The sequence below is a fragment of the Pseudomaricurvus alkylphenolicus genome (assembly GCF_011683955.1).
GTDB lineage: Bacteria > Pseudomonadota > Gammaproteobacteria > Pseudomonadales > Cellvibrionaceae > Pseudomaricurvus > Pseudomaricurvus alkylphenolicus.
Map to the genome: position 1 here is coordinate 57,773 of NZ_JAAQPI010000021.1, position 19,166 is coordinate 76,938.

Sequence of the window (19,166 nt, forward strand, 5' to 3'; positions counted from 1 at the left end):
GGTTTCCACGATGATAGTCAAATTTGCACGCCTCTGCGTGAGGTATAGAAAAATTGCGTTAACATTGGTGCTGGCGGTTACCGCCATGATGTCATTCTTTGCCCAGCGTATTGAGGTCAAGACGGTATTTGAGGATTTACAGCCAGCGTCCCACCCCTACATACAAACCCACGAGCGGTTTAAACAGACCTTCGGCGGCACCAATATCGTTACCTTTATGATTGAGGCCAAAGAGGGCGACATCTTTCAGATGCCGGTGCTGGAGAAAATCCAGAAAATCACTCAGGGCCTGCTGAAAATCGATGCCATCAATGAGTTTCAGATCTACTCCATCGCAGGGAAGAAACTCAAGGAAGTGCGAGCCTCCACGGAAGGTATCGAAAGCCGCCCCTATATGTGGCCGAACTTGCCCAAAAATGCCGAAGAAATTGAGGCGCTGAAACAAGCGGTATTGCGCAACCCCCTCGTCTATGGCCCCTACGTCTCGGAAGATTTGACGTCTACTCTGGTGACTGTGGATTTCTTTGATGATCTGCTGGATTACAACCTGGCCTATGAACAGGCTTATAACCTGATTGAACAGGTGCAAGACGACTCGGTTGAGATTCGACTGGTGGGTAATCCGATCCTTTACGGTTGGGTGAATCACTTCTTGCCGGAAACGGTCAATCTGGTCCTGGCTGCACTCGCCATCTTTCTTCTCCTTCTGTTTGTGATGAACAGAACCTGGAGGGGGACGCTGCTGCCGTTAATATCCGGTGCCATCAGCGCCATTTGGGCACTGGGTGTGGCTAAAATGTGCGGTATTCACTTCGATCCGCTGGTGGTGGTAATCGCCATGCTGATTACGGCCCGGGCCGTTTCACACTCGGTACAGATGATTACCCGTTTCCACGAAGAAATCGATAAATTCGATGGGCAGCGGAAGGTGTGTTCGAAGGTGGCTGCACGCAGAACCCTGGCGGGTCTTCTCCGGCCCGGACTATTGGGAATCGCCACCGATGCCGGTTGCGTGGCGGTGGTGGCAATCAGTCCTATTCCGCTGCTGCAAAAACTGGTGGTGCTCGCGGTGGTCTGGGTCTCCACCGTGGCAGTCAGCTCGGTAATCCTGACGCCGGTGATGTTGTCGTGGATTAAAAAGCCGAGATCCTATGCGCATGGGTTGAATTTGGATTTACTGCTGATTCGACCTTTCCTCAATATTTGCGTCAGCGTTGTCGCCACTCGAGTACGTTACCTGGTTGTGGGTGTTGCGGTTTTGCTGTTCCTGGTGTGCGGGTACTACTCCTTGCAATTGAAAGTGGGTGACGCCAACCCCGGCTCTCCCATTCTGTGGACCGATGCTCGTTACAATCAGGATTCGGCGGCCATCAACCGACAATTTCCTGGAGCGGATCGTATGTTTGTGGTGGTGGGCGGTGAACGCAGTAACCAGGCAAAGGATGTGGAAGTACTGGATACCATGCTGCGGTTCCAGCGCTATATGGAAGCTCAAAAGGAAATCGGAGGCACGTTGTCTATCGCCGATATCTTACCGGCCGTGAATATGACGCTTCGCGAGGGTAACTCCCGCTATTCGGAACTGGGTGAAAACAGCCTGGTCAACGGCGAACTGATGTATATGTTTGAGAACGCCGCCGAACCAGGGGATCTGGACCGATTTGTGGATGTGGACCGCAGCAACGCGGCGGTGACATTGTTCTTCGGTGATCGCCAGGGCAAAACCATTCGTACCGCGATAGCCCGGATTAATCAGTTTATTGAAGAGAATCCAGAGGTCCAGCAAGCGAAGATTCATTTGGCCGGCGGTGTGATTGGGGTTATTGCCGCCGTGAATGAGGTGATCCTGTCCGGTCAGATTCAGTCCATCGCTCTCGCGCTGTTTATCCTGGTGATCATGTGCATTGTGGTGTATCGCTCCAGTATCGCGGGCATGTTTTTTATGGTGCCTGTGGTATTGTCCAATCTCGTGACCTTTGCGTTTATGGCCTGGCAAAACATTGGCATGAACATCAATACGGTGCCGGTCGCCGCTTTGGGTATCGGCTTGGGTGTTGACTATGCCCTGTACATCTGCGACCGCATCAAGAGCGAGCACCAATTGGGTAAATCCCCGCTGGAGGCAATCTCCATCTCCCTGCATTGCGCGGGCCGCGGTGTGTTGGTTACAGCCTTGGTACTGATTGCCAGCGTGTATGTATGGTTATTCTCTTCGCTTCGTTTTCAGGCGGAAATGGGGATGTTGATTGGCCTGTGGCTAACGGTATCGGCACTCAGTGCCTTGTTCTTAATGCCGGCATTGGCCTATATCTTTAAACCTACATTCATATTCGGCAACACGCAACGGCGGCGGTCCACGGGGGAGAGCCCAGAGCTGATTGCTGGTGCAATGGCTTAACCTTGGCTAAGTCGTATGTACAAATTTCGGGACGATGAGCATGTTGCCCTAAAAGACCTTCTGTTTGATGGGATGACCATCATGGCCGGAGGTTTTGGCCTCTGCGGCATTCAGGAGAATCTGATCAACGCCTTGTTTGTATCCGGGGTCTGTGACCTCACAGTCATTGCCAATAACTGTGGGGTCGATGACGTTGGTTTGGGAATATTGCTGCGCAGGCGACAAATCAAAAAAATGATCTGTTCCTATGTGGGTGAAAACAAAATCTTTGAACAGCAATACCTTAACGGGGAACTGGAAATAGAATTCAGTCCCCAGGGAACTCTGGCCGAACGGTGTCGCGCTGGCGGTGCCGGTATCGCCGCGTTCTATACCAAAACGGGGGTAGGCACGGTGATCGCCGACGGTAAAGAACACAAGGTCTTTGACGGAGAAACCTACATACTGGAGAGCGCGCTCAAAGCCGACCTGTCTCTGGTGAAGGCCTGGAAAGCGGACCTGGAAGGTAATCTGGTGTATCGAAAAACGGCCCGCAACTTTAATCCCGTTATGGCTACAGCCGGTAACGTCACGGTGGCGGAGGTGGAAGAGGTTGTCTCCATTGGGGAGTTGGAACCCGATGGCATCCACACGCCGGGTATCTATATTGACCGCATTATCGAAGGCAGAAGCAATCACAAACCGATTGAATTCATCACCACACGGAATTTTCCAGACCCTTGAGGACAGAGACTATGCCCTGGTCCAGAAATGAATTGGCTCAGCGGGCCGCTCGAGAACTGCAGGATGGATTCTATGTGAATCTGGGTATTGGCATCCCCACCCGGGTGGTCAACTATATTCCGAAACACATAGATGTGACATTGGAAAGTGAGAACGGCATGCTGGGTGTGGGGCCTTTCCCGTACCCCGACCAGGTGGACGCGGATCTGATTGACGCTGGCAAGCAAACCATCACCGAGTCTCCAAAGGCCAGTTACTTTTCCAGTGTGGACAGTTTCGCGATGATTCGAGGCGGGCATATTGATGTCGCGATTTTGGGGGCCATGTTGGTCTCTCAGAGCGGGGATCTGGCCAATTGGGTGATCCCAGGTAAAATGGTTAGGGGTATGGGCGGTGCAATGGATCTGGTTGCCGGGGTAAAAAAGGTGGTGGTTCTCATGGACCACAATGCCAAAGATGGCAGTCCCAAATTCGTTCAGACCTGTAATTTACCCTTAACCGGTGCCGGTGTGATCAACCTGCTGATTACTACCCTTGGGGTGTTTGAGTTTCGGCAGCAGCAGGCCGAGTTGATTGAGCTGGCTCCTGGGGTCAGTTTGCAAGAAATCACCGACAAGACAGAAGCTGACTTTGTGGTCAGCACCCATTTAATCAGTGTACCCTATTGATTGGGAGAAAGGGCCGTTCTCCCTTATTCCTCTCTGCTTTGCTTTTTTGACCAAGCGGTCGAACATTTTCACTCAATTTAGTCACTTTTTTTGTCCCTCTCTCGCCACTCGTTGCGTCTTCGCTTGAGTGTTATCCAACGCGTGAGCACTCCGGGTCCTATAGCCACACAATAACGACCTTGACACATAAACTTGATGTACGAGAGATCATTTCCATGAGCAACAAGCTATTAAAGAGTACCCTTGCCACTGCCATGGCATCCCTGCTGATTCAACCTACATGGGTGCAGGCCCAGCATACCCTGGAAGAAATCGTAGTTACCGCACAAAAGCGAGCCGAGAGCCTGCAGGACGTTCCCATCTCCGTAAGCGCCCTGGGCGGAGAAAAGCTGGCGGATGCCGGCATAGAGAAGGTCGCGGATCTGACGGCCTACGTTCCCAATCTGCACATGACTGAAACCGGCATCAGCACACAGCTGCGAATTCGCGGCATTGGTTCCGGTAACGACCAGGGTTTTGAACAGTCCGTCGGCCAATACGTTGATGGTATCTACTACGGCCGTGCCCAGCTGATTCGTGCACCCTTCCTTGACCTTGAGCGTGTGGAGGCCCTGCGTGGCCCACAGAGTATCCTGTTCGGCAAGAACAGCGTCGCCGGTGCTCTGAACATGACCACTGCCAAGCCCACCCAGGAGTTTGAAGCGGAAATCTCCGGTGCCTACGAGCCGGATATCAATATGCGCGAAGTGACCGCCATTCTGTCCGGTCCGCTGACCGATAACCTCGCCGGTCGTATCGCTTATCGCAGCTATGACGAAGATGGCTATATCAAAAACACCTACACAGGCAGCGACGAGCCCAACCGCGATGAGCAGGCGATTCGCGCCACTCTGGTTTGGGATGCCAGCCCTGACTTAACGGTCACCTTCAAGGCCGAGCGCGATACCTTTGATATCAAAGGCCGCCAGATTGAGATTATTGAAGACGAAACCAACTACAGCGCGCGCCTGAACACCCTGTTGGGGCAGCCTGCCTTCGATCCTGCACTGGACTACAACCGTCAGGCGGACGGTAACGACTACAGCGAAAATGAACTGGAAAACTACACCCTGACCGTCGATTGGGAGCTGGGTGAAAATACCCTGACTCTGGTCAGCGGATACGTGGCCTACGAGTTTGAAGACAACTGTGACTGTGACTACAGCCCCGCCGAAATGTTTGTTCTGCCGCTGGAAGAAGAATACTCCCAGTTCAGCCAGGAAATTCGCCTGACCTCGCCCGGTGGTGAAACCGTGGACTGGATTGCCGGTGCTTTCTACCAGACCAATGACCAAGAGTTCAGTGATGAGATTCAGATCAGTACCACCAGCGTACTGCCTGCCGCATTGTCTGGCGCTTTCGGTAACCCTGTGTTTATGAGCCTGGCCGGCACCTCGGCGCCTCGAAATTATGAGCAGTCCTCCGACACCTGGGCGGTGTTTGCCCAGGCCACCTGGAATATCACTGATACCGTGCGTGCAACCTTCGGCGGCCGCTATACCCGCGAAGACAAAGAGGGCGAGCGCACACTGGATATCGCCAGCATCGGGGGCGAAGTCACGCCTCTGACCGTTGCAGCGTACAACGCCCTGCGGGTGGAAACCAATCAGGGCACCGGTCACGACCTGGATGAAGACCGCTCAGAATCCGCCTTTACCCCATCTGTGAATATCCAGTGGGATGCAACGCCGGACACTATGGTCTACGCCAGCTACTCCACCGGCTTTAAGGCAGGTGGCTTCAGCGCTCGTGCCAACAACGTGGCGTCTTTCGAGTTTGAAGAAGAGAAGGTGACCACCTACGAAATCGGTGCCAAGGCAACCCTGGCCGACGGTGCCGCCGAGCTGAATGTGGCCTACTACTACACCGAGTACGAAGATCTGCAGATCTCACAGTTTGACGGGGTTCTGGGTTTCAACGTCGGTAATGCCAAGGACACCACCGTTCAGGGTATTGAGATCGATGGCCGCTGGTTGCTGACCGAAGGCCTGACCTTAAGCTACGCTGCTGCCTACCTCGACTTTGAGTTCAAGGACTTCAAAAACGGCAACTGCTACGCCGGTCAGACCCCGGACGGTGACATCCTGCTGAGCGGCAACCAGGGTTGCGATTACACTGGCAAGTCCGGTCAGTACACACCCAAGAAGACCATGAACCTGTCTCTGGATCATGTCTACGCCCTGACTGACACTCTGGAATTGCGGTCCACCATTGACGCACAGTACCTGAGCGATCAGAACATCGATCCGAACCTGGACCCCCGTAACGACATTGATGCCTATACCACCGTCAACGCCCGTTTGGCGGTAGCGGCTGATCAGTGGTCTGTGGCGCTGGTGGGTAAGAACCTGACCGACGAGGAGATCGTGACCTACGCTGGTAAGGTACCTTTGGCTCCGGCGGGCACCGAGTACGGTTTTGTTAAGCGTCCTCGTACTGTGGCGATTGAAGGCAAGTACCGCTTCTGATGCGTAATTGGCCCCCTACCGAGTTCAGTTAGGGGGCCGTTTCGATATTGAATAAATAGGCGTGGCCTAGAAGCCCGCTTTCATCACAATCAATTCTATCCCTCTGTCAGCTCCGCACTGGAGAGAAATTCTTCTACCAGTAATTGAGTGATGTCTTCTGCCGAGGCCGCTTTGCTGAAGAGCCAACCCTGCAAATAATCGCAACGGGCACTGGCCAGCCAGGCTCTCTGGGGCTCGGTTTCAATGCGCTCGGCGACCACCTTCATACCCAGTCCGTGGGCCATGGCGATGGTGGCAGAGACCAGTTTCTGGTCGGATTCGTCGTTGACCAGATCGTGAATAAACTCACCATCTATTTTTAGCAGGTCGAATTTGTACTTGCGCAGATAGCTCATCGATGAGTAGCCAGTACCGAAGTCGTCCATCGACAAGGAGATACCCAGGGACGCCAATTGGTTTAATTGTTGCTCCACTGAGGGATGTTCTGCTTGAGAATAGCCTCCTCGGGCGTCGGCCAGCAATACACCTTCGGTGATTTCAAATTCGACGCTGCGACCACTAAGGCTGTTTTTCAATAGCGCGGATTCGATCTGGGGGACCAAGTCGTGCCCGAGAAATTGCACAGGCGACAGATTCACGGCCATGGACAGCTCCGGATCAAAGCGCTGTTGCCACTGCGATAGTTGAGACAACGCCTGTTCAATCACAAAGTAACCCAGAGATTCGATGATGCCGTTTTTTTCAGCGATGGGAATAAATTCTGCGGGGGAAACCAGGCCGAGATCCGGATTAAACCAGCGCAGCAGCGCTTCAAAACTGACAATCTTCCGGCTTTGGGCGTCTACTTTGGGTTGGTAGAAGACCACAAACTCCTGTCGCGCCAGTGCGTTTCGCATATGGCGATCCAGCTCGATACCGCGAGAGACGTTTAGCATCAGGTTCTTGGTGTAAAAGGCGTAACTTTCCTGCAAGCGGTTCTTAGCATGATAGGTGGCGGCGCTGGCGTGTTTCAGTAATTCCTCCAGGTTGTTGCTGTCATCGGGGTAAATGGCAATACCGGCACCGGCCGAGACGTTGATGTCGTTGCCGTTAATGACATAACTCTCCTCGAAAACGCTTAACAGTTTTTCCGCCAGCAGCGCCGCATCGGCGGCTTGGGAGAATTGATTTTGGATCACAAGAAAATGGTCGGCACCAAGGTGGCCAATGCTGTCGCTGTCGCGCAGCGTGTCTTTCAATCGTTGTGAAAGGGCTTGAATCAGCTGATCGCCCGTTTTGTGGTCGAAACCCTCGTTAACCTTTTTAAAATCGTTGATATCTATGGACAGGAGCGCCAGTTTGCTGCGATTGCGTTTGGCATCGCTCAGGGCCTGTTTCAGGCGGTCCATAATCAGTACCCGATTGGGCAGGCCGCTGAGACGATCGTAATTGGCGGTGTAATCCAGCTGCGACGTGCGTAACCGAACCTGGCGATTGAGCATCATGTTCCAGATAAAGACCGCGACTACCAGGAGCGAGAAGGCGATCGCCAATTGCCACAGCAAGCGGTAATCTACCACCGGGTCGTAGTCCACAGACAGCCATTTCTCAGAGATCAGCTTTTGCTGCCGGGGCGAAATGCTGTTGAGGCCCTTCTGCAAGATCGATCGCAGTTCTGGCCAGTCTTTACGCACCGCAAAGTGTAGACTCTGTACATCACTGGACACTGGCGCGGCAATTTTCAGATTGGTGAGATTCAGCTTGCGAATCCAGTAGGTGACGGAAGCGACGTTGCCGACAAACGCATCGACTTGACCACCGGACACCGCAAGTAATGCTTCTTGCTGGGAGGGGAAGATTTTGAGTGGGACTTGCGAGTGCTCCATTAGAAAACCGTGGTGTGAGGAATGGCTCTGGACCGCAATGGGTCGACGGTCAATATCCTCTAATCTGGCGATAAAACTGGCGTCTGTGCGAGTGACGATAACCCGGTGAAATTGCAAATAGGGCTCGGTGTAGTGCAAAAATTGCTGCCGTTCAGCGGTCAGTCCCACCGCGGGTAGCACATCAATGCTACCCTCTCGGGCTCTCTGTGTTGCCTCCTCCCAGCTGATATCGGGCACAACCTGCATGTTCAGGTTCAAGCGCTGGTTCAGCAGCTTGATGTAGTCTGAGGCCATCCCCTGATACTGCCCGTTGCTCATAAACTCAAAAGGGGCAAACTCCGGGTCAATGCCCAGTCGAATATTCCGGTGTTGTTTGATCCAGGCTCGTTCTGCCGCCGAGAGGTTAATCTCGACGAGGGTTTCCATATAGTCCACCGGTAGCCATTTGGCACGCAGTGCCTGCAGTTCGCCCTCGGGGATGGCTCTTAAGGCCTTGCGAACGATTGCTGCCAGTTCCGGGGCATTGTTACGGATCGCGATGCGCTCGTTGGCGCTTTGTTTGTCGTAGACCGCCGCGTACTTGAGGTTGGTGAGCAGGTATTTGTTGCGATAATAGTGGCCGGCGCCGAGAAAGCTGATGGCGGCATCAGCATCGCCTACCGACACCGCGTTCAGGGCATCGAGCATGGTGTCGACGTACAGCGGCTGGACTGTGGGGAATTCGCTCAGCACGGCATCGACATACTGATAGTCTTTCACCAGTGCCAGGGTTTTACCGGCGATGTCATGACGTTGCCGGATGCTCCGGTCTTCACGGCGATTGATAATGACCAGGGACTTAAAAATGTAAGGGGCGGTAAACTCAAACCAAGCATGACGGTCGTCACGTTTGACCATGGTGGCAATGATATCGGGCGGCGCGTTTCCCGCAAAATTATCTTCGGCCTCAGAGGTGGAGGCGTTCTTTGCCGCATTGTACAGTGATTCCCAATCCTGCTCGGGATAAACGTTCAAGCTAATGCCAATGCGTTCTTCCAAGAGTCGAAAGACATCCACCGCAAAGCCTTCCAGTTCGCCATCGTCGTTGCGAAAGCTGTAGGGGGGGAAGTTTCCATCAAAGGCGACGCTGACTTGTGGGTGTTGCGCCAGCCAAGCGATCTCGTGTTGGCTCAATGATAGATCTTTCGCCGGGGCCTGGGTCGCGCTGCACAGCCCCCAAATCAGCAATACCACTGTCAGCAATTTCCCCAAAGAGATGGTGCGAGAACGACCAGGGAGGGGAGTGTTTTGAGAAATTCCATAAGCCATCACGAAAATCATCCTTCTTTCGCAGCGGGTATTGCACTATCTTAAAGAATGATCTGGCGAATGGACAGTCCCGTCGGGGAATCTGCTTTGGGCGTTGGACGCGGCTTTAAACGACAATTCGCCTGCGCATCACAAGTGATTGAAAGTATTACTTTTTATTGAATTCATCCTGAGAAAATTCTCTTTAAGTGCGAATTTTCTTCAACGTCTTCACCCTGGTTCAAGAAGATCGTCTCTGCTAGGTTGATGGAGCCGCTGAACAATAAAAATTTGGTTGGGGGCTGGGCATCCAGTCCTCGGTTAGCGCCCCGATCCGGTACAAACTCGCGAGGGTGTTTGACAACCTCGTTTGGATAACACTGAATCTGCATGATGGTGCCGTGGAGCTGTCCAATAGGGTAGAGCGAGACTTGTGTCGAGTTAGACGAGAAGTTCGATGGTTTATTGAGCTAAAATCACTCTGGAATTAACGGATCAGCGTGATCTGTGGCCGATTAAGAAAATACTCACTCACTTATCCCGTGATCGCATCAAAACGAAACCTGAAGCCATGGTCTCGCTTCATCAGCACGCACCGGACGAGGTTATCAATACCGTCGCCAACAAGATTTCGGCCCAGATCGTCATGAAGTGGCTCAACCTAGACCCCACGTACTTGTTGCACCGCGCAGCTTGTTAAAAAGCCAACAGACGTTGCAGCTGCTCCAGCATTTTAGAACTGCGGATTTGTTATTAGGGTACAAGCTTCTAACGGGTTTCTTTCAGGTTTCTTCTTTAACCTGATCGGAAATATCTGCCGACCTTCGCAAGACTTCAGTCAAACACCACGACCTCCTGACTGTGCTGAGTGTGTATATGATCACTCTTCGATAAATAGTGGGCCTGTTTGATCCTACCAAACTAGAGGATTACACAGCCTTTCAAGGCTGCCCTGACTGACAAAGAAAACAATTAAATAACATACGTACATTAATACACGGCGTTATCCTGATCGACCCCTCTCTGGACCTTGTTAATAACGTTCGGTGGTGGGTGAGTCTTCCAGGTTGGGTTGTATCAAAGGGTTTGTATGTTAATCGGCCGAGGCTTCCAATCATTTGACAAAGAAGCCATTGATTATGTCAAAAGAGATCATCACATTGCTAAGCATCGAAAGTGCTGTTCGATGATTTCCAGATATTGCGGTTTTAAAGACCGATCCAAATAGGAGTTTGATATCAGCTGTTGAATGTCGGGCAGCTGGTTCAACACCTTTCGATCAATAAAGTTTGACACGGCCTTCTCGGAGACGCCAAGTGCTCGAGCCAACTGAAGAAAGTCTGCCCGGGTTTCAAAACCATGGATGCTAAAGGCTTCTAGCTCATCCTCTTCCATGACGTCCATCGCCAGCCGATGGACATCATCATAGACTTGGGTGTTTACAACATCATACAGGGGCGTCAACGACACCGGCTTGTCCATTGGGCGTATCAGGCTGATGTTCTTCAGGTGGTAGTCACCGTTACCAATAGCAAACATCGCCACCAGCCGTTTCATAAATTCGACGGCGGCTTGCCCACGCCCGCAGGCGGTCCGTACGGCGTTCCCGGCGCGTTCATAAGAGCACGCCTCATATTTTGCGTCGGTGGTGTTCGCAATGCTCAGCGCCTGCATGAGATCTTCCTGATGCACGGCGGTGCCATCTTTATTTCGGTCAAAACGTCGAATGACGTAGAGCAAGGAGCCGTCGGCTAACGGCAGCAACCCGCAGGCGGGTACCTCTAACCCCATATGCTTGGCAATCAGCATGCTTACGTGTTCATTTGCCGGGAGTCCGGGAAATTCATCGGGCTTCGCATCGGGTTTAAGGATCAAGTCTCCGCCTTGTTCCCCAAGCAACAGCTCCCCCTTGTTCACTTTGGCCGTGAATTTGATCTGAACACCTGAGATGCTGAATCGCTTTCCGCTTCTCATGCGTTCACGCCCTTGCTTTAGCAGCGACTGTCGAGTGATTTGCTCCAAAGGCGGCAAAACCGCAGTGCCGAGCAATCGGCGCAGACACGCGTCGTGAAACCCTTCGGTTTTAGGCTTACCCCCAACGGGTTTAAGACAGACTCTACACGCCATCATGGTCGGCTTTCTCTAATGTCACGGCACCGGGCAGGTCTTTGCCCAGTGCGATCAGCAATGCCAGGGGATCGTCCAGTTTTAAGTCACGCCTGGTGGTCTCCAGTAGCCATCCCTCGGGCAGCAGGTTGCCGAAATAGGGCGGCAGTTCATCCCAGGTCATTACCTCGGGCACCACGGGCAAACTATGACTCAGGGGAAGATGCTCTGGGTGATTGGCCTCATAGCGAAAGCGATAGGTCCCTCGCCTATCCCTGTTTAGGATGCCGCACAATTCGTTGTACAGATAAACCTTCGCGGCTATCGCTTGATCCACAGTTCTACTCCCAGAAACTCACACAGCTCAAACAGGTCCACGATGCCTTTGGCCGTGCCGTTTTCGAGGTTTCGGAGCATAACGGTCGTCAGCTCCGAATCGGCCGCCAGCTGCCGACCGCTGATGCCCAGCGCTTGGCGTGCCTTCTGCAGGGCGTCCCCAAGTTCCCGTGGTGAGGCGCAGCGGACACCGGCCTCGGCGGCACGGTGCGCGAGCTGCTGCTCCATGGCACGTATCTGGGTGACCAGCTCAGAGAGTTTCTCTGACGGTGATTCTGGAATGGCGCGCGTCTGAGTGATCATAAAATGAGTCCATTTCTCTCATTACACTATAAAGGCAAGGCCTGTGAGTCAATAATAGACTCGTTTTCGCCGAGTGACAATAAATTATGCTCAATCAAGAAAAAAGTTAAATTATTTGATAAATTGAAGAGATAATGCAGTCAATCTTAAGGTTCTGAGAGAGCTACAATAGCAAGGAATTTCTACAAAAGCGGACTGTATTTACCACTAAAACATCCTAACGTATTGATTTTATATGAAGATCTTTGCCCGCTTTTTTTACCCGCAGGGCATATCGTTCGCGCTAATCGCCCTCAATATGCCTACCCGTAGTCTCGCATGAGCCGTGGCAACGCCAACGTTGTTAGCCTCCTCTGCGGCCGAGCGCCAAGAATGTCCTTAGAGCAAGTAAGATCTACGGTAGCCGTCCGCGGGTGAGCAATGACAATCCGTTTTCTGAGTCCCTGTTTCGTACAATGAAGTACTGTCCTCGATGGCCATCAGAAGGGTTCGAAAGCTTGGAGACTGCTCGGGACTGGGTAAATGGATTTGTACATTGGTATAACGAAGAGCACTGTCACAGTCGAATCGGATTTGTAACGCATGCACAACACCACCGCTCTCAGGACGAACTTATTCTTAAGAATCGAAAAGACGTTTATGCAAAGGCAAAGAGTGAGAACCCACATCGATGGTCTGGAGAGATTAGAAAGTGGGATTACATCAATGAGGTCGAACTAAATCCGGATAACTCGGACCGTGAGTGCGAGAAAGCAGCGTAAAAAATGAACTAATGGTGACGCCTATCTTGAAAAACGCCGCCTCGAAGTAGGGACCAAATAAAATCCGTAATAATATTATTTTGGCGTATTTCTTGGCCTTTACAAGATCAAAGATAAACTATTTCTCATCTATGGGTGAAGATATACCCTTTGTATATGATCGCATAATGGAGAAAATATCCATACTTCTGAGCATATTACTGATGTTCAGGCTTTTGAAGCTGGGCCTCGCTTGATCAACTTGCCTGAAAAAGTCGGAAAATACTGCGGGCCATTTGTCACGTGGCGAAACCATTGACTGAAGGTTTCTGCGGCTTACAGCGCAAACCTTTTAGGTTCCTTGAATTTAACTTAACCAGAAGGAAGATGCAAAATGAGAACTTTATTGCATATTGATGCTAGTGCGCGCAAAACTACAAATTCAGTGCCAGACTACAATTCCATCTCAAAATCTGTCGCTGCATCGTTCATTGATCAATGGAAGAAACATAACCGTGAAGATAAAATTATTCATCGGGATGTAGGCGTTAACCCTCCAGAATTCATTAGTCAGGATTGGATTGCAGCCGTCTTTACACCTGACGAAGCTAAAACGGATGAGCAAAGAGAGCTATTGTCGTTATCTGACACTTTGATCGATGAATTGGATCAAGCGGATATCATGGTCATATCTTCGTCGATGTATAACTACGGTATGCCAGCAGCCCTGAAGGCATGGTTTGACCAGGTGATCCGTATCCACAAAACATTCACTTTTGATCTAGCGCGCGGCGATTTTCCACTAGAGCCAATCATGTCCGGAAAAACGCTGGTGTTGATTACGTCCAGTGGCGAATTTGGCTTTGAGATCGGTGGCGTTCGAGAAAAGATGAATCACCTTGGCCCCCACGTACAGACCGTTAGTCATTACTTGGGGGTTGAGACCTTCCACGAAATCAAAGCGGAATACCAGGAATTCAACGATGATCGGCACAGGAAATCTGTATCGAATGCTCACAAAACAGCGATTGAGCTCGCAACAGAATTGGCCAATACCTAAAACACCATGTATCTTTTTGCCAGAGGCTGAATGTGTAGTTCGGACTCTGGGTGTTACTTCGTATTCCAAGAATGCACCATTATCTTCATAATTAGAGAGAATAGGGGAGGGCCATGAGTAATAAAGATATTCGGTTGATGAAAGATACAGTTCAGCTATCGCTTGATCACGTCAACAAAGGTGGTATTCCATTTTCATCTCTCGTGGTTACCAAGGATGGTCAAGTATTAGGGAAAGGTGTCAATGAAGTGAATAAATCTTGTGACCCAACCGCCCACGCAGAGATTGTGGCTATTCGCCAAGCATGTAAAATTATGGGTTCAACAAATCTATCTGGGGCGACTCTATATGCATCAGGCGAACCATGTGCTTTATGTTATATGGCCGCGCGTTTTGCAGGCATCACCACTATTGTAATTGCCGCAGACAGGCAGGAGGTTGCGTCCTCGGGATTTGATTATCGTTGGACTTACAACTTCTTCGACAATGGTCAATCTGATGCAGGGGTTAACATTCAGAAATTGGCACCCGACAATGCCATAGAACCTTTCGAAACATACAGCGCAATGCATAGAAGAAGAGCCTGACGCAGCATTTCCGAAATCTGCTGAGTGTTGTTTAGCTGCATACGCTGGATTGCCTCATTACATTGCAGGTAAAAACTCAAAGCGCAAGGTTCTCCCCGGTTAACCACGACAAGAAAGCTTCTACTTTTGGGGCTTGCCGCTGCTCAGGTCGGCAAAGCGCTGTGTAGCCGGCACCTGGCTGTTGTATCTCACCACGATACGGAATCAGTAAATTTCTTTTCAGCAGATCCTCAACAAGAACCGAACTGGCCAACGCCAATCCTTTGCCGGCTATAGCTGCTTGCAGGACATGTTCTTCTTCATCAAACGAAACAATAGATGGCTCGCCAATATCCAAACCTGCTTTACCCAACCAGTTTAACCAGCCGATATCTGACAATATTTTTTGCTGCCAGGCCGTTTCTATCAGCGTGTACCCGCCACAAGGTTTACCCTGTTCAAGTAACCCTGGGGATGCGTAAGCGCCAAAAGTCTCTTTAAACAGCGGTGTTGCATCCAGGCCATCGTGTGGGCTAACACCATATCGGATCGCAATGTCTACGTGCCGGTCTTGCTTGAGATTGACGGCACGGGTAGTTGTGTCCAGCTGCAGACGGTATTGAGGAAATTTCGAATAGAAATCCAAGAGTCTCGGCACCAGCCACAATGTCGCAAAGGATGGGGTTGTGGAAACCCGGATCACCGCTTCTTCTGACACCACGACCTCCAACGCATTGCGGATATCCAGAAAGGCACGGGTTAAGATTGGCGCTAATGCGTCCCCCGCCGTTGTGAGTTCAATTCTCCGCGTTTTCCGTACAAACAACGCCACGCCCAACTGATCCTCTAATGCTCGTATCTGGTGAGACACCGCAGTAGCTGAGACTGCCAGCTCCTCGGCTGCCGCCTTAAAGCTGCCGAGTCGCGCAGCGGATTCGAACGTTTTCAGCGCTGATGACGATGGCAATCGCGCAAACATAGATTCTCCAATGAATAAATAAAACTCATCTATGAGAGCGATTTTACCTTTTGTTAAACAACTTATAAATAACAATAATACATCCATATTGAATCGCCTCGCCGTCAAGCGAGGCCGCAGAGATTAGTACGATCTGGGGTCCAAAAGAACGGCTGACTCCAAAACGTCATAACTCAGATGATTTGCAGTTCGATACCGTAGGTAGGTGGGACCAAATAATCGTGCATTTCTGCGTTGTTTTTCAGAATGTTGAAAAGAGCTCCACAAGGGGCTTTTGTTATTCTTGTAAATCAATGACTTACAAAGGGCTTCGCCTGGTGTTTTGCTAACTCATGTGAGTTAGGAGTTTTCGGACCTTATATATATAAATTTCGCCTAATCATTACTATGTTAATACGATCAGCTTAAATGACGACAAGGAAACCTCGGAGAATCGAAGAGAATGCTGTCAGAATTCTGACCAGCTGTTGGACGGGTGTCGCTTGTACGCTGTACAGAGCATTTAAGGGTGATGAACTTCAGCAGTTGGACGAGGGGATTTTGACAATCGCGGCACCAGGGAAACACCGCTCAATTCTCCCACCGATAATCCATCGCCTCCAAAATCAGCTGCGCAAAAGGCTCCGCCTGTTGATCAATAGAGAGTGCCTCTAGGGCGGCCATATACTCCGGCCGAGTTTCTAGCCGCACAATCACCCACGGGTAACCGGCTGCGACGAGCAACGCATTCATCAAAAAACGGGCGCACCGGCCATTGCCGTCAGGGAATGGGTGTATATAGCCGATAAAGAAATGACCTAACATGGCGGCCACCAGCGGATTCGACTCGCGCTCAATCAACAAAAACAGAGTCTCCATCGCATCCAGTAGGGAGTCCGATGGCAGTGGCGTGTGGCGAGAACCTCGAATAAATACCGGCCGGTTACGGTAACCGGCAAGATCAACCGGGTTAAGCATACCGGACTGGACCATGGGTCCAAACAACGCCCGGAACCAGGCAGATACATCGCTCTTTAAGGCTGTGGCGCCAACCCCCTCACTGCTCATGCGGACTATGGCTTCTTTCACCAATAGATGTGCATTCCTATAGCCCCTAGCGGCCATTGCATCACGCTGTTGCTTATCGGCCTCGTTGCCCTCCGGGTCCCAGTCGCCTTGACGCACTCGCTCAATAAGCGCTGGCGTAACGCGGTACCCCTCAATTGACAATGAGTGGTAGGCATCATGCACGTAACGCTCCTCCAGCGCCCTCAGTGCGGTGTCGATATCGGCTGGTGGGTTAGTTGGTGGGCGCACCAACGGAATCAGTTGTTCTCTCAGTGTCTCCCAAAGCAGCTCAATGCGCGCGGCGTGAGGGGAGCCGGGGCGCAGTACACTGATGTCCGGCACTGGGCTCTCAAAGGGATTGGCTTCACTGACTTCAAAGCCAGCTGTGCGCATACCGCTCAGCAATTCGTCTGCTAGTGTCGGTTGATTAAATGCCCGACTGGCGCCTGCCAGACGCCCCGCTGACTGTTGGTTCCCGCTGGCAAGCAGTTGCGCCAGCAGCGCCGTTGGGTTGGCGGATTTAAGCGCCAGCGCAACCTCCTGAGGTTGGCGTCGATAATAGGTGGGACCAACACGCACGAGAGCCCCCTCTAAAGAGTAGAGTCTAACTCCCGCGTGGTAGGCCACCTCAGCGGGTAGGGATTGGGCCGAAAAAAGCGAAAGGTCCAGACTGCGGGGCAGTTTGATAATGCGATTCTGCTTAGCAGTGTTACCGATAAGCAGTTGCGCGGGTAATTGATTATTACCCGTGTGGATGTCCAACGACTGTTCAGCGGACACAATATAATCTTCACCAAGGTGGTGGGACAGGTACTGCGCCACAAACGTCCAATAACATTCGTGCCATAGTACCGAATCACCGGTATCCTCCGCGCTCAAGTCCGCATCCAGAAGATACCAGCCCCGGATAATCGGTTTGAGAAAACCGGCTTTGATCAGGCGGGTTTTGTGTTGTTTCCCGAGTTGAGCACTGTTCACAACATGATCAACGGAGACCTTGGAAGCGGCTTCCAACGCATCTGCCAATAATTCGTGAGCCGCTTTAGCCATAAAAACCCCGTCTACATGCTCATGTTTTACAAGATTATACGCTCATGTTTTATGGGGTTTCAAGCTCATGCTTTAGGGGTCTGTAAGCTCATGTTTTACGGAAGCGGGGAGCTAGAGACAGAAGCGGACGAGCTTTCCAATAGATAGAATGTAAGCTGGCGTCGCATCGGCGGCGAAAAGTAAAAGTAGTAGAGAGCACCGAATAATCGCTGGAAATTCAGAGAGTTAAGTGGCTTTTGGCGGATCCTGTCAAGATCCCGGTCGATCCTCGATTTCGGCTATTGATGCTCGACGGCCATTCTTTACAAATTGGCCAACAGTAAAGAATGATATATTCTTTACCAAGTGACTTATGGTAAAGAGGGGATGTCCTGTGAAAGTTAGCGGAAAGCGGCAAATCACCTTGCCGATCGATCAATGCCGGAGCGCTGGAATAGAGCCTGGCGATGAGTGCGACAGTTTTGTTGCAAGAGATGGCCATATCACCATTGTCAAGAAGCGGGAAGGTGCGGCCTTTGGGATCTTAAAGGGAAAGAAGATTAATAAGCGGGTTTCTGAAGAAGAGTCTCGGGACGAAGGGATCGCTGGATGATCGCGATTGATACAAATGTATTGCTGCGATATGTACTGAGGGACGATGAAAAGCAGGCGCAGATTGCCTACAAGATTATCCACGGTCAGCAAGTGGTGCTTATTTTGGATATGGTTCTTGTGGAAATGGCCTGGACGCTTAGAGGCAGTCGGTTTGATCTTAGTCGAGAGGAAATTGCTGACACTGTTCTTGCACTCTTAGACGATACGAACCTCGTTTTTGAAAATAAAGACGCGGTATGGCAAGCTGCGGTCGATTATCGTAATGCGGAACGGGTAAAAGTCGGTAAGAAGTGGAAGATTGCAGATTTTCCGGATGCTCTAATGGCAAATAAAGCCAGGGGCGTCGCTGAGGAGATGGATGAGCGATTTAATGGTGCCTATACCTTTGATAAAGCAGCACAAGCGCTGCCAGATGCTAAAGCAGCAGAAAAGTTCAAGGCGCTTAAAGTTATCCGCTAAGCCAGCACTGCCAGACCTTTATCCGCTACCAGATTCGGCAAATTAAGCGATGGGCCGTTTGGCTTTTTCTACCCCTGTTCCCATTTCTGTATCGTGGATTTCCCCGTATTCAGGTACGCAGCGAACACTGCTTGACTGGCTTTGTTCTTGGTACCGGCGTTTTTCAAGCGACTTGTCGCCTCTAAGTACACCGAAAGACGCGACGCATTGGAGCACTCGAACCATGGCTGCGCAAACTGGGGTCTCACAAAGGACGATTCAACGTATTTGGAAGGCGTTCGGACTACAACCACATCGCCAAGAAACGTTTAAGTTTTCGACGGATCCGCTTTTTGTTGAAAAGACCCGAGATATAGTTGGCTTGCATCAAGGGGGCCAAGTCCAATTGCAGTCCTCCAAGAGGGCCTGGATCTACCGCACTGAATGCATGTGATGTCATGCCTGTCTTGTTGTTGTCTTGCATAATGAAAATTATGTT

The 19,166-nt window shown here is 51.2% G+C and carries 14 protein-coding genes and 2 pseudogenes; 10 read left to right on the plus strand and 6 right to left on the minus strand.

Annotated elements, in window-relative coordinates:
• The first annotated feature begins 10 nt into the window (after positions 1–10).
• The 4 genes from HBA55_RS32420 to HBA55_RS32435 all read left to right on the plus strand — a co-directional run bounded on the left by HBA55_RS32420 (position 11) and on the right by HBA55_RS32435 (position 6,296).
• On the plus strand, positions 11–2,398 hold the full coding sequence (locus HBA55_RS32420; RefSeq protein WP_166999899.1) for an efflux RND transporter permease subunit: 2,388 nt from the start codon (positions 11–13) through the stop codon (positions 2,396–2,398).
• 15 nt (positions 2,399–2,413) lie between these two features.
• On the plus strand, positions 2,414–3,121 hold the full coding sequence (locus HBA55_RS32425; protein WP_166999900.1) for a CoA transferase subunit A: 708 nt from the start codon (positions 2,414–2,416) through the stop codon (positions 3,119–3,121).
• An 11-nt stretch (positions 3,122–3,132) separates the two neighbouring features.
• Complete coding sequence (locus tag HBA55_RS32430) at positions 3,133–3,789, plus strand: 3-oxoacid CoA-transferase subunit B (RefSeq protein ID WP_166999901.1); 657 nt, start codon at positions 3,133–3,135, stop codon at positions 3,787–3,789.
• A 215-nt stretch (positions 3,790–4,004) separates the two neighbouring features.
• Positions 4,005–6,296, plus strand: a complete 2,292-nt coding sequence (locus tag HBA55_RS32435) for a TonB-dependent receptor (RefSeq protein WP_166999902.1) — start codon at positions 4,005–4,007, stop codon at positions 6,294–6,296.
• Positions 6,297–6,391: 95 nt separating this feature from the next.
• On the opposite strand, the gene HBA55_RS32440 is transcribed toward HBA55_RS32435, so the two are convergent.
• The 4 genes from HBA55_RS32440 to HBA55_RS32455 all read right to left on the minus strand — a co-directional run bounded on the left by HBA55_RS32440 (position 6,392) and on the right by HBA55_RS32455 (position 12,193).
• The gene (locus HBA55_RS32440) at positions 6,392–9,394 is read right to left on the minus strand and encodes an EAL domain-containing protein (RefSeq protein ID WP_166999903.1); all 3,003 of its coding nucleotides are present in this window, start codon (positions 9,392–9,394) and stop codon (positions 6,392–6,394) included.
• A 1,209-nt stretch (positions 9,395–10,603) separates the two neighbouring features.
• Positions 10,604–11,578 carry a type II toxin-antitoxin system HipA family toxin gene (locus HBA55_RS32445; protein ID WP_166999904.1) on the minus strand — a complete coding sequence of 325 codons (975 nt, stop codon included), beginning with the start codon at positions 11,576–11,578 and terminating at the stop codon, positions 10,604–10,606.
• Complete coding sequence (locus HBA55_RS32450; protein WP_166999905.1) at positions 11,565–11,891, minus strand: HipA N-terminal domain-containing protein; 327 nt, start codon at positions 11,889–11,891, stop codon at positions 11,565–11,567. Before HBA55_RS32450 ends, HBA55_RS32445 begins: the two co-directional genes overlap by 14 nt.
• Entirely contained in the window at positions 11,876–12,193 is a 318-nt protein-coding gene (locus tag HBA55_RS32455) for a helix-turn-helix domain-containing protein (protein ID WP_166999906.1), read from the minus strand. Before HBA55_RS32455 ends, HBA55_RS32450 begins: the two co-directional genes overlap by 16 nt.
• Positions 12,194–12,594: 401 nt before the next feature.
• Between HBA55_RS32455 and HBA55_RS32460 the strand changes: the two are divergent.
• The 3 genes and pseudogenes from HBA55_RS32460 to HBA55_RS32470 form a co-directional block, all read left to right on the plus strand.
• A pseudogene (locus tag HBA55_RS32460) lies at positions 12,595–12,954 on the plus strand (integrase core domain-containing protein); the annotation flags it as partial.
• Positions 12,955–13,327: 373 nt separating this feature from the next.
• The gene (locus HBA55_RS32465) at positions 13,328–13,993 is read left to right on the plus strand and encodes an FMN-dependent NADH-azoreductase (RefSeq protein ID WP_166999908.1); all 666 of its coding nucleotides are present in this window, start codon (positions 13,328–13,330) and stop codon (positions 13,991–13,993) included.
• 113 nt (positions 13,994–14,106) lie between these two features.
• A complete protein-coding gene (locus HBA55_RS32470) occupies positions 14,107–14,580 on the plus strand; it encodes a nucleoside deaminase (RefSeq protein ID WP_166999909.1) in 474 nt (157 codons plus the stop codon).
• A 76-nt stretch (positions 14,581–14,656) separates the two neighbouring features.
• On the opposite strand, the gene HBA55_RS32475 is transcribed toward HBA55_RS32470, so the two are convergent.
• Both HBA55_RS32475 and HBA55_RS32480 read right to left on the minus strand, forming a co-directional pair.
• Positions 14,657–15,625, minus strand: a complete 969-nt coding sequence (locus HBA55_RS32475) for a LysR substrate-binding domain-containing protein (protein WP_166999910.1) — start codon at positions 15,623–15,625, stop codon at positions 14,657–14,659.
• Positions 15,626–16,108: 483 nt separating this feature from the next.
• The gene (locus tag HBA55_RS32480; RefSeq protein WP_166999911.1) at positions 16,109–17,635 is read right to left on the minus strand and encodes a Fic family protein; all 1,527 of its coding nucleotides are present in this window, start codon (positions 17,633–17,635) and stop codon (positions 16,109–16,111) included.
• Between the two features lie 373 nt (positions 17,636–18,008).
• Between HBA55_RS32480 and HBA55_RS32485 the strand changes: the two genes are divergently transcribed.
• The 3 genes and pseudogenes from HBA55_RS32485 to HBA55_RS32495 all read left to right on the plus strand — a co-directional run.
• Positions 18,009–18,227, plus strand: coding sequence for an AbrB/MazE/SpoVT family DNA-binding domain-containing protein (locus tag HBA55_RS32485; RefSeq protein WP_166999912.1), 219 nt, complete (start codon positions 18,009–18,011; stop codon positions 18,225–18,227).
• Entirely contained in the window at positions 18,224–18,688 is a 465-nt protein-coding gene (locus tag HBA55_RS32490; RefSeq protein ID WP_166999913.1) for a PIN domain-containing protein, read from the plus strand. Before HBA55_RS32485 ends, HBA55_RS32490 begins: the two co-directional genes overlap by 4 nt.
• A gap of 184 nt (positions 18,689–18,872) precedes the next feature.
• Positions 18,873–19,055, plus strand: a pseudogene (locus HBA55_RS32495) (IS630 family transposase); the annotation flags it as partial.
• Positions 19,056–19,166 lie beyond the last annotated feature (111 nt).

Coding starts and splice junctions, on each gene's coding strand:
- HBA55_RS32420 (WP_166999899.1), top strand. CDS start 11: ATGATAGTCAAATTTGCACGCCTCTGCGTGAGGTATAGAAAAATTGCG.
- HBA55_RS32425 (WP_166999900.1), top strand. CDS start 2,414: ATGTACAAATTTCGGGACGATGAGCATGTTGCCCTAAAAGACCTTCTG.
- HBA55_RS32430 (WP_166999901.1), top strand. CDS start 3,133: ATGCCCTGGTCCAGAAATGAATTGGCTCAGCGGGCCGCTCGAGAACTG.
- HBA55_RS32435 (WP_166999902.1), top strand. CDS start 4,005: ATGAGCAACAAGCTATTAAAGAGTACCCTTGCCACTGCCATGGCATCC.
- HBA55_RS32445 (WP_166999904.1), bottom strand. CDS start 11,578: ATGATGGCGTGTAGAGTCTGTCTTAAACCCGTTGGGGGTAAGCCTAAA.
- HBA55_RS32455 (WP_166999906.1), bottom strand. CDS start 12,193: ATGATCACTCAGACGCGCGCCATTCCAGAATCACCGTCAGAGAAACTC.
- HBA55_RS32465 (WP_166999908.1), top strand. CDS start 13,328: ATGAGAACTTTATTGCATATTGATGCTAGTGCGCGCAAAACTACAAAT.
- HBA55_RS32470 (WP_166999909.1), top strand. CDS start 14,107: ATGAGTAATAAAGATATTCGGTTGATGAAAGATACAGTTCAGCTATCG.
- HBA55_RS32475 (WP_166999910.1), bottom strand. CDS start 15,625: ATGGATGTATTATTGTTATTTATAAGTTGTTTAACAAAAGGTAAAATC.
- HBA55_RS32480 (WP_166999911.1), bottom strand. CDS start 17,635: ATGGCTAAAGCGGCTCACGAATTATTGGCAGATGCGTTGGAAGCCGCT.
- HBA55_RS32490 (WP_166999913.1), top strand. CDS start 18,224: ATGATCGCGATTGATACAAATGTATTGCTGCGATATGTACTGAGGGAC.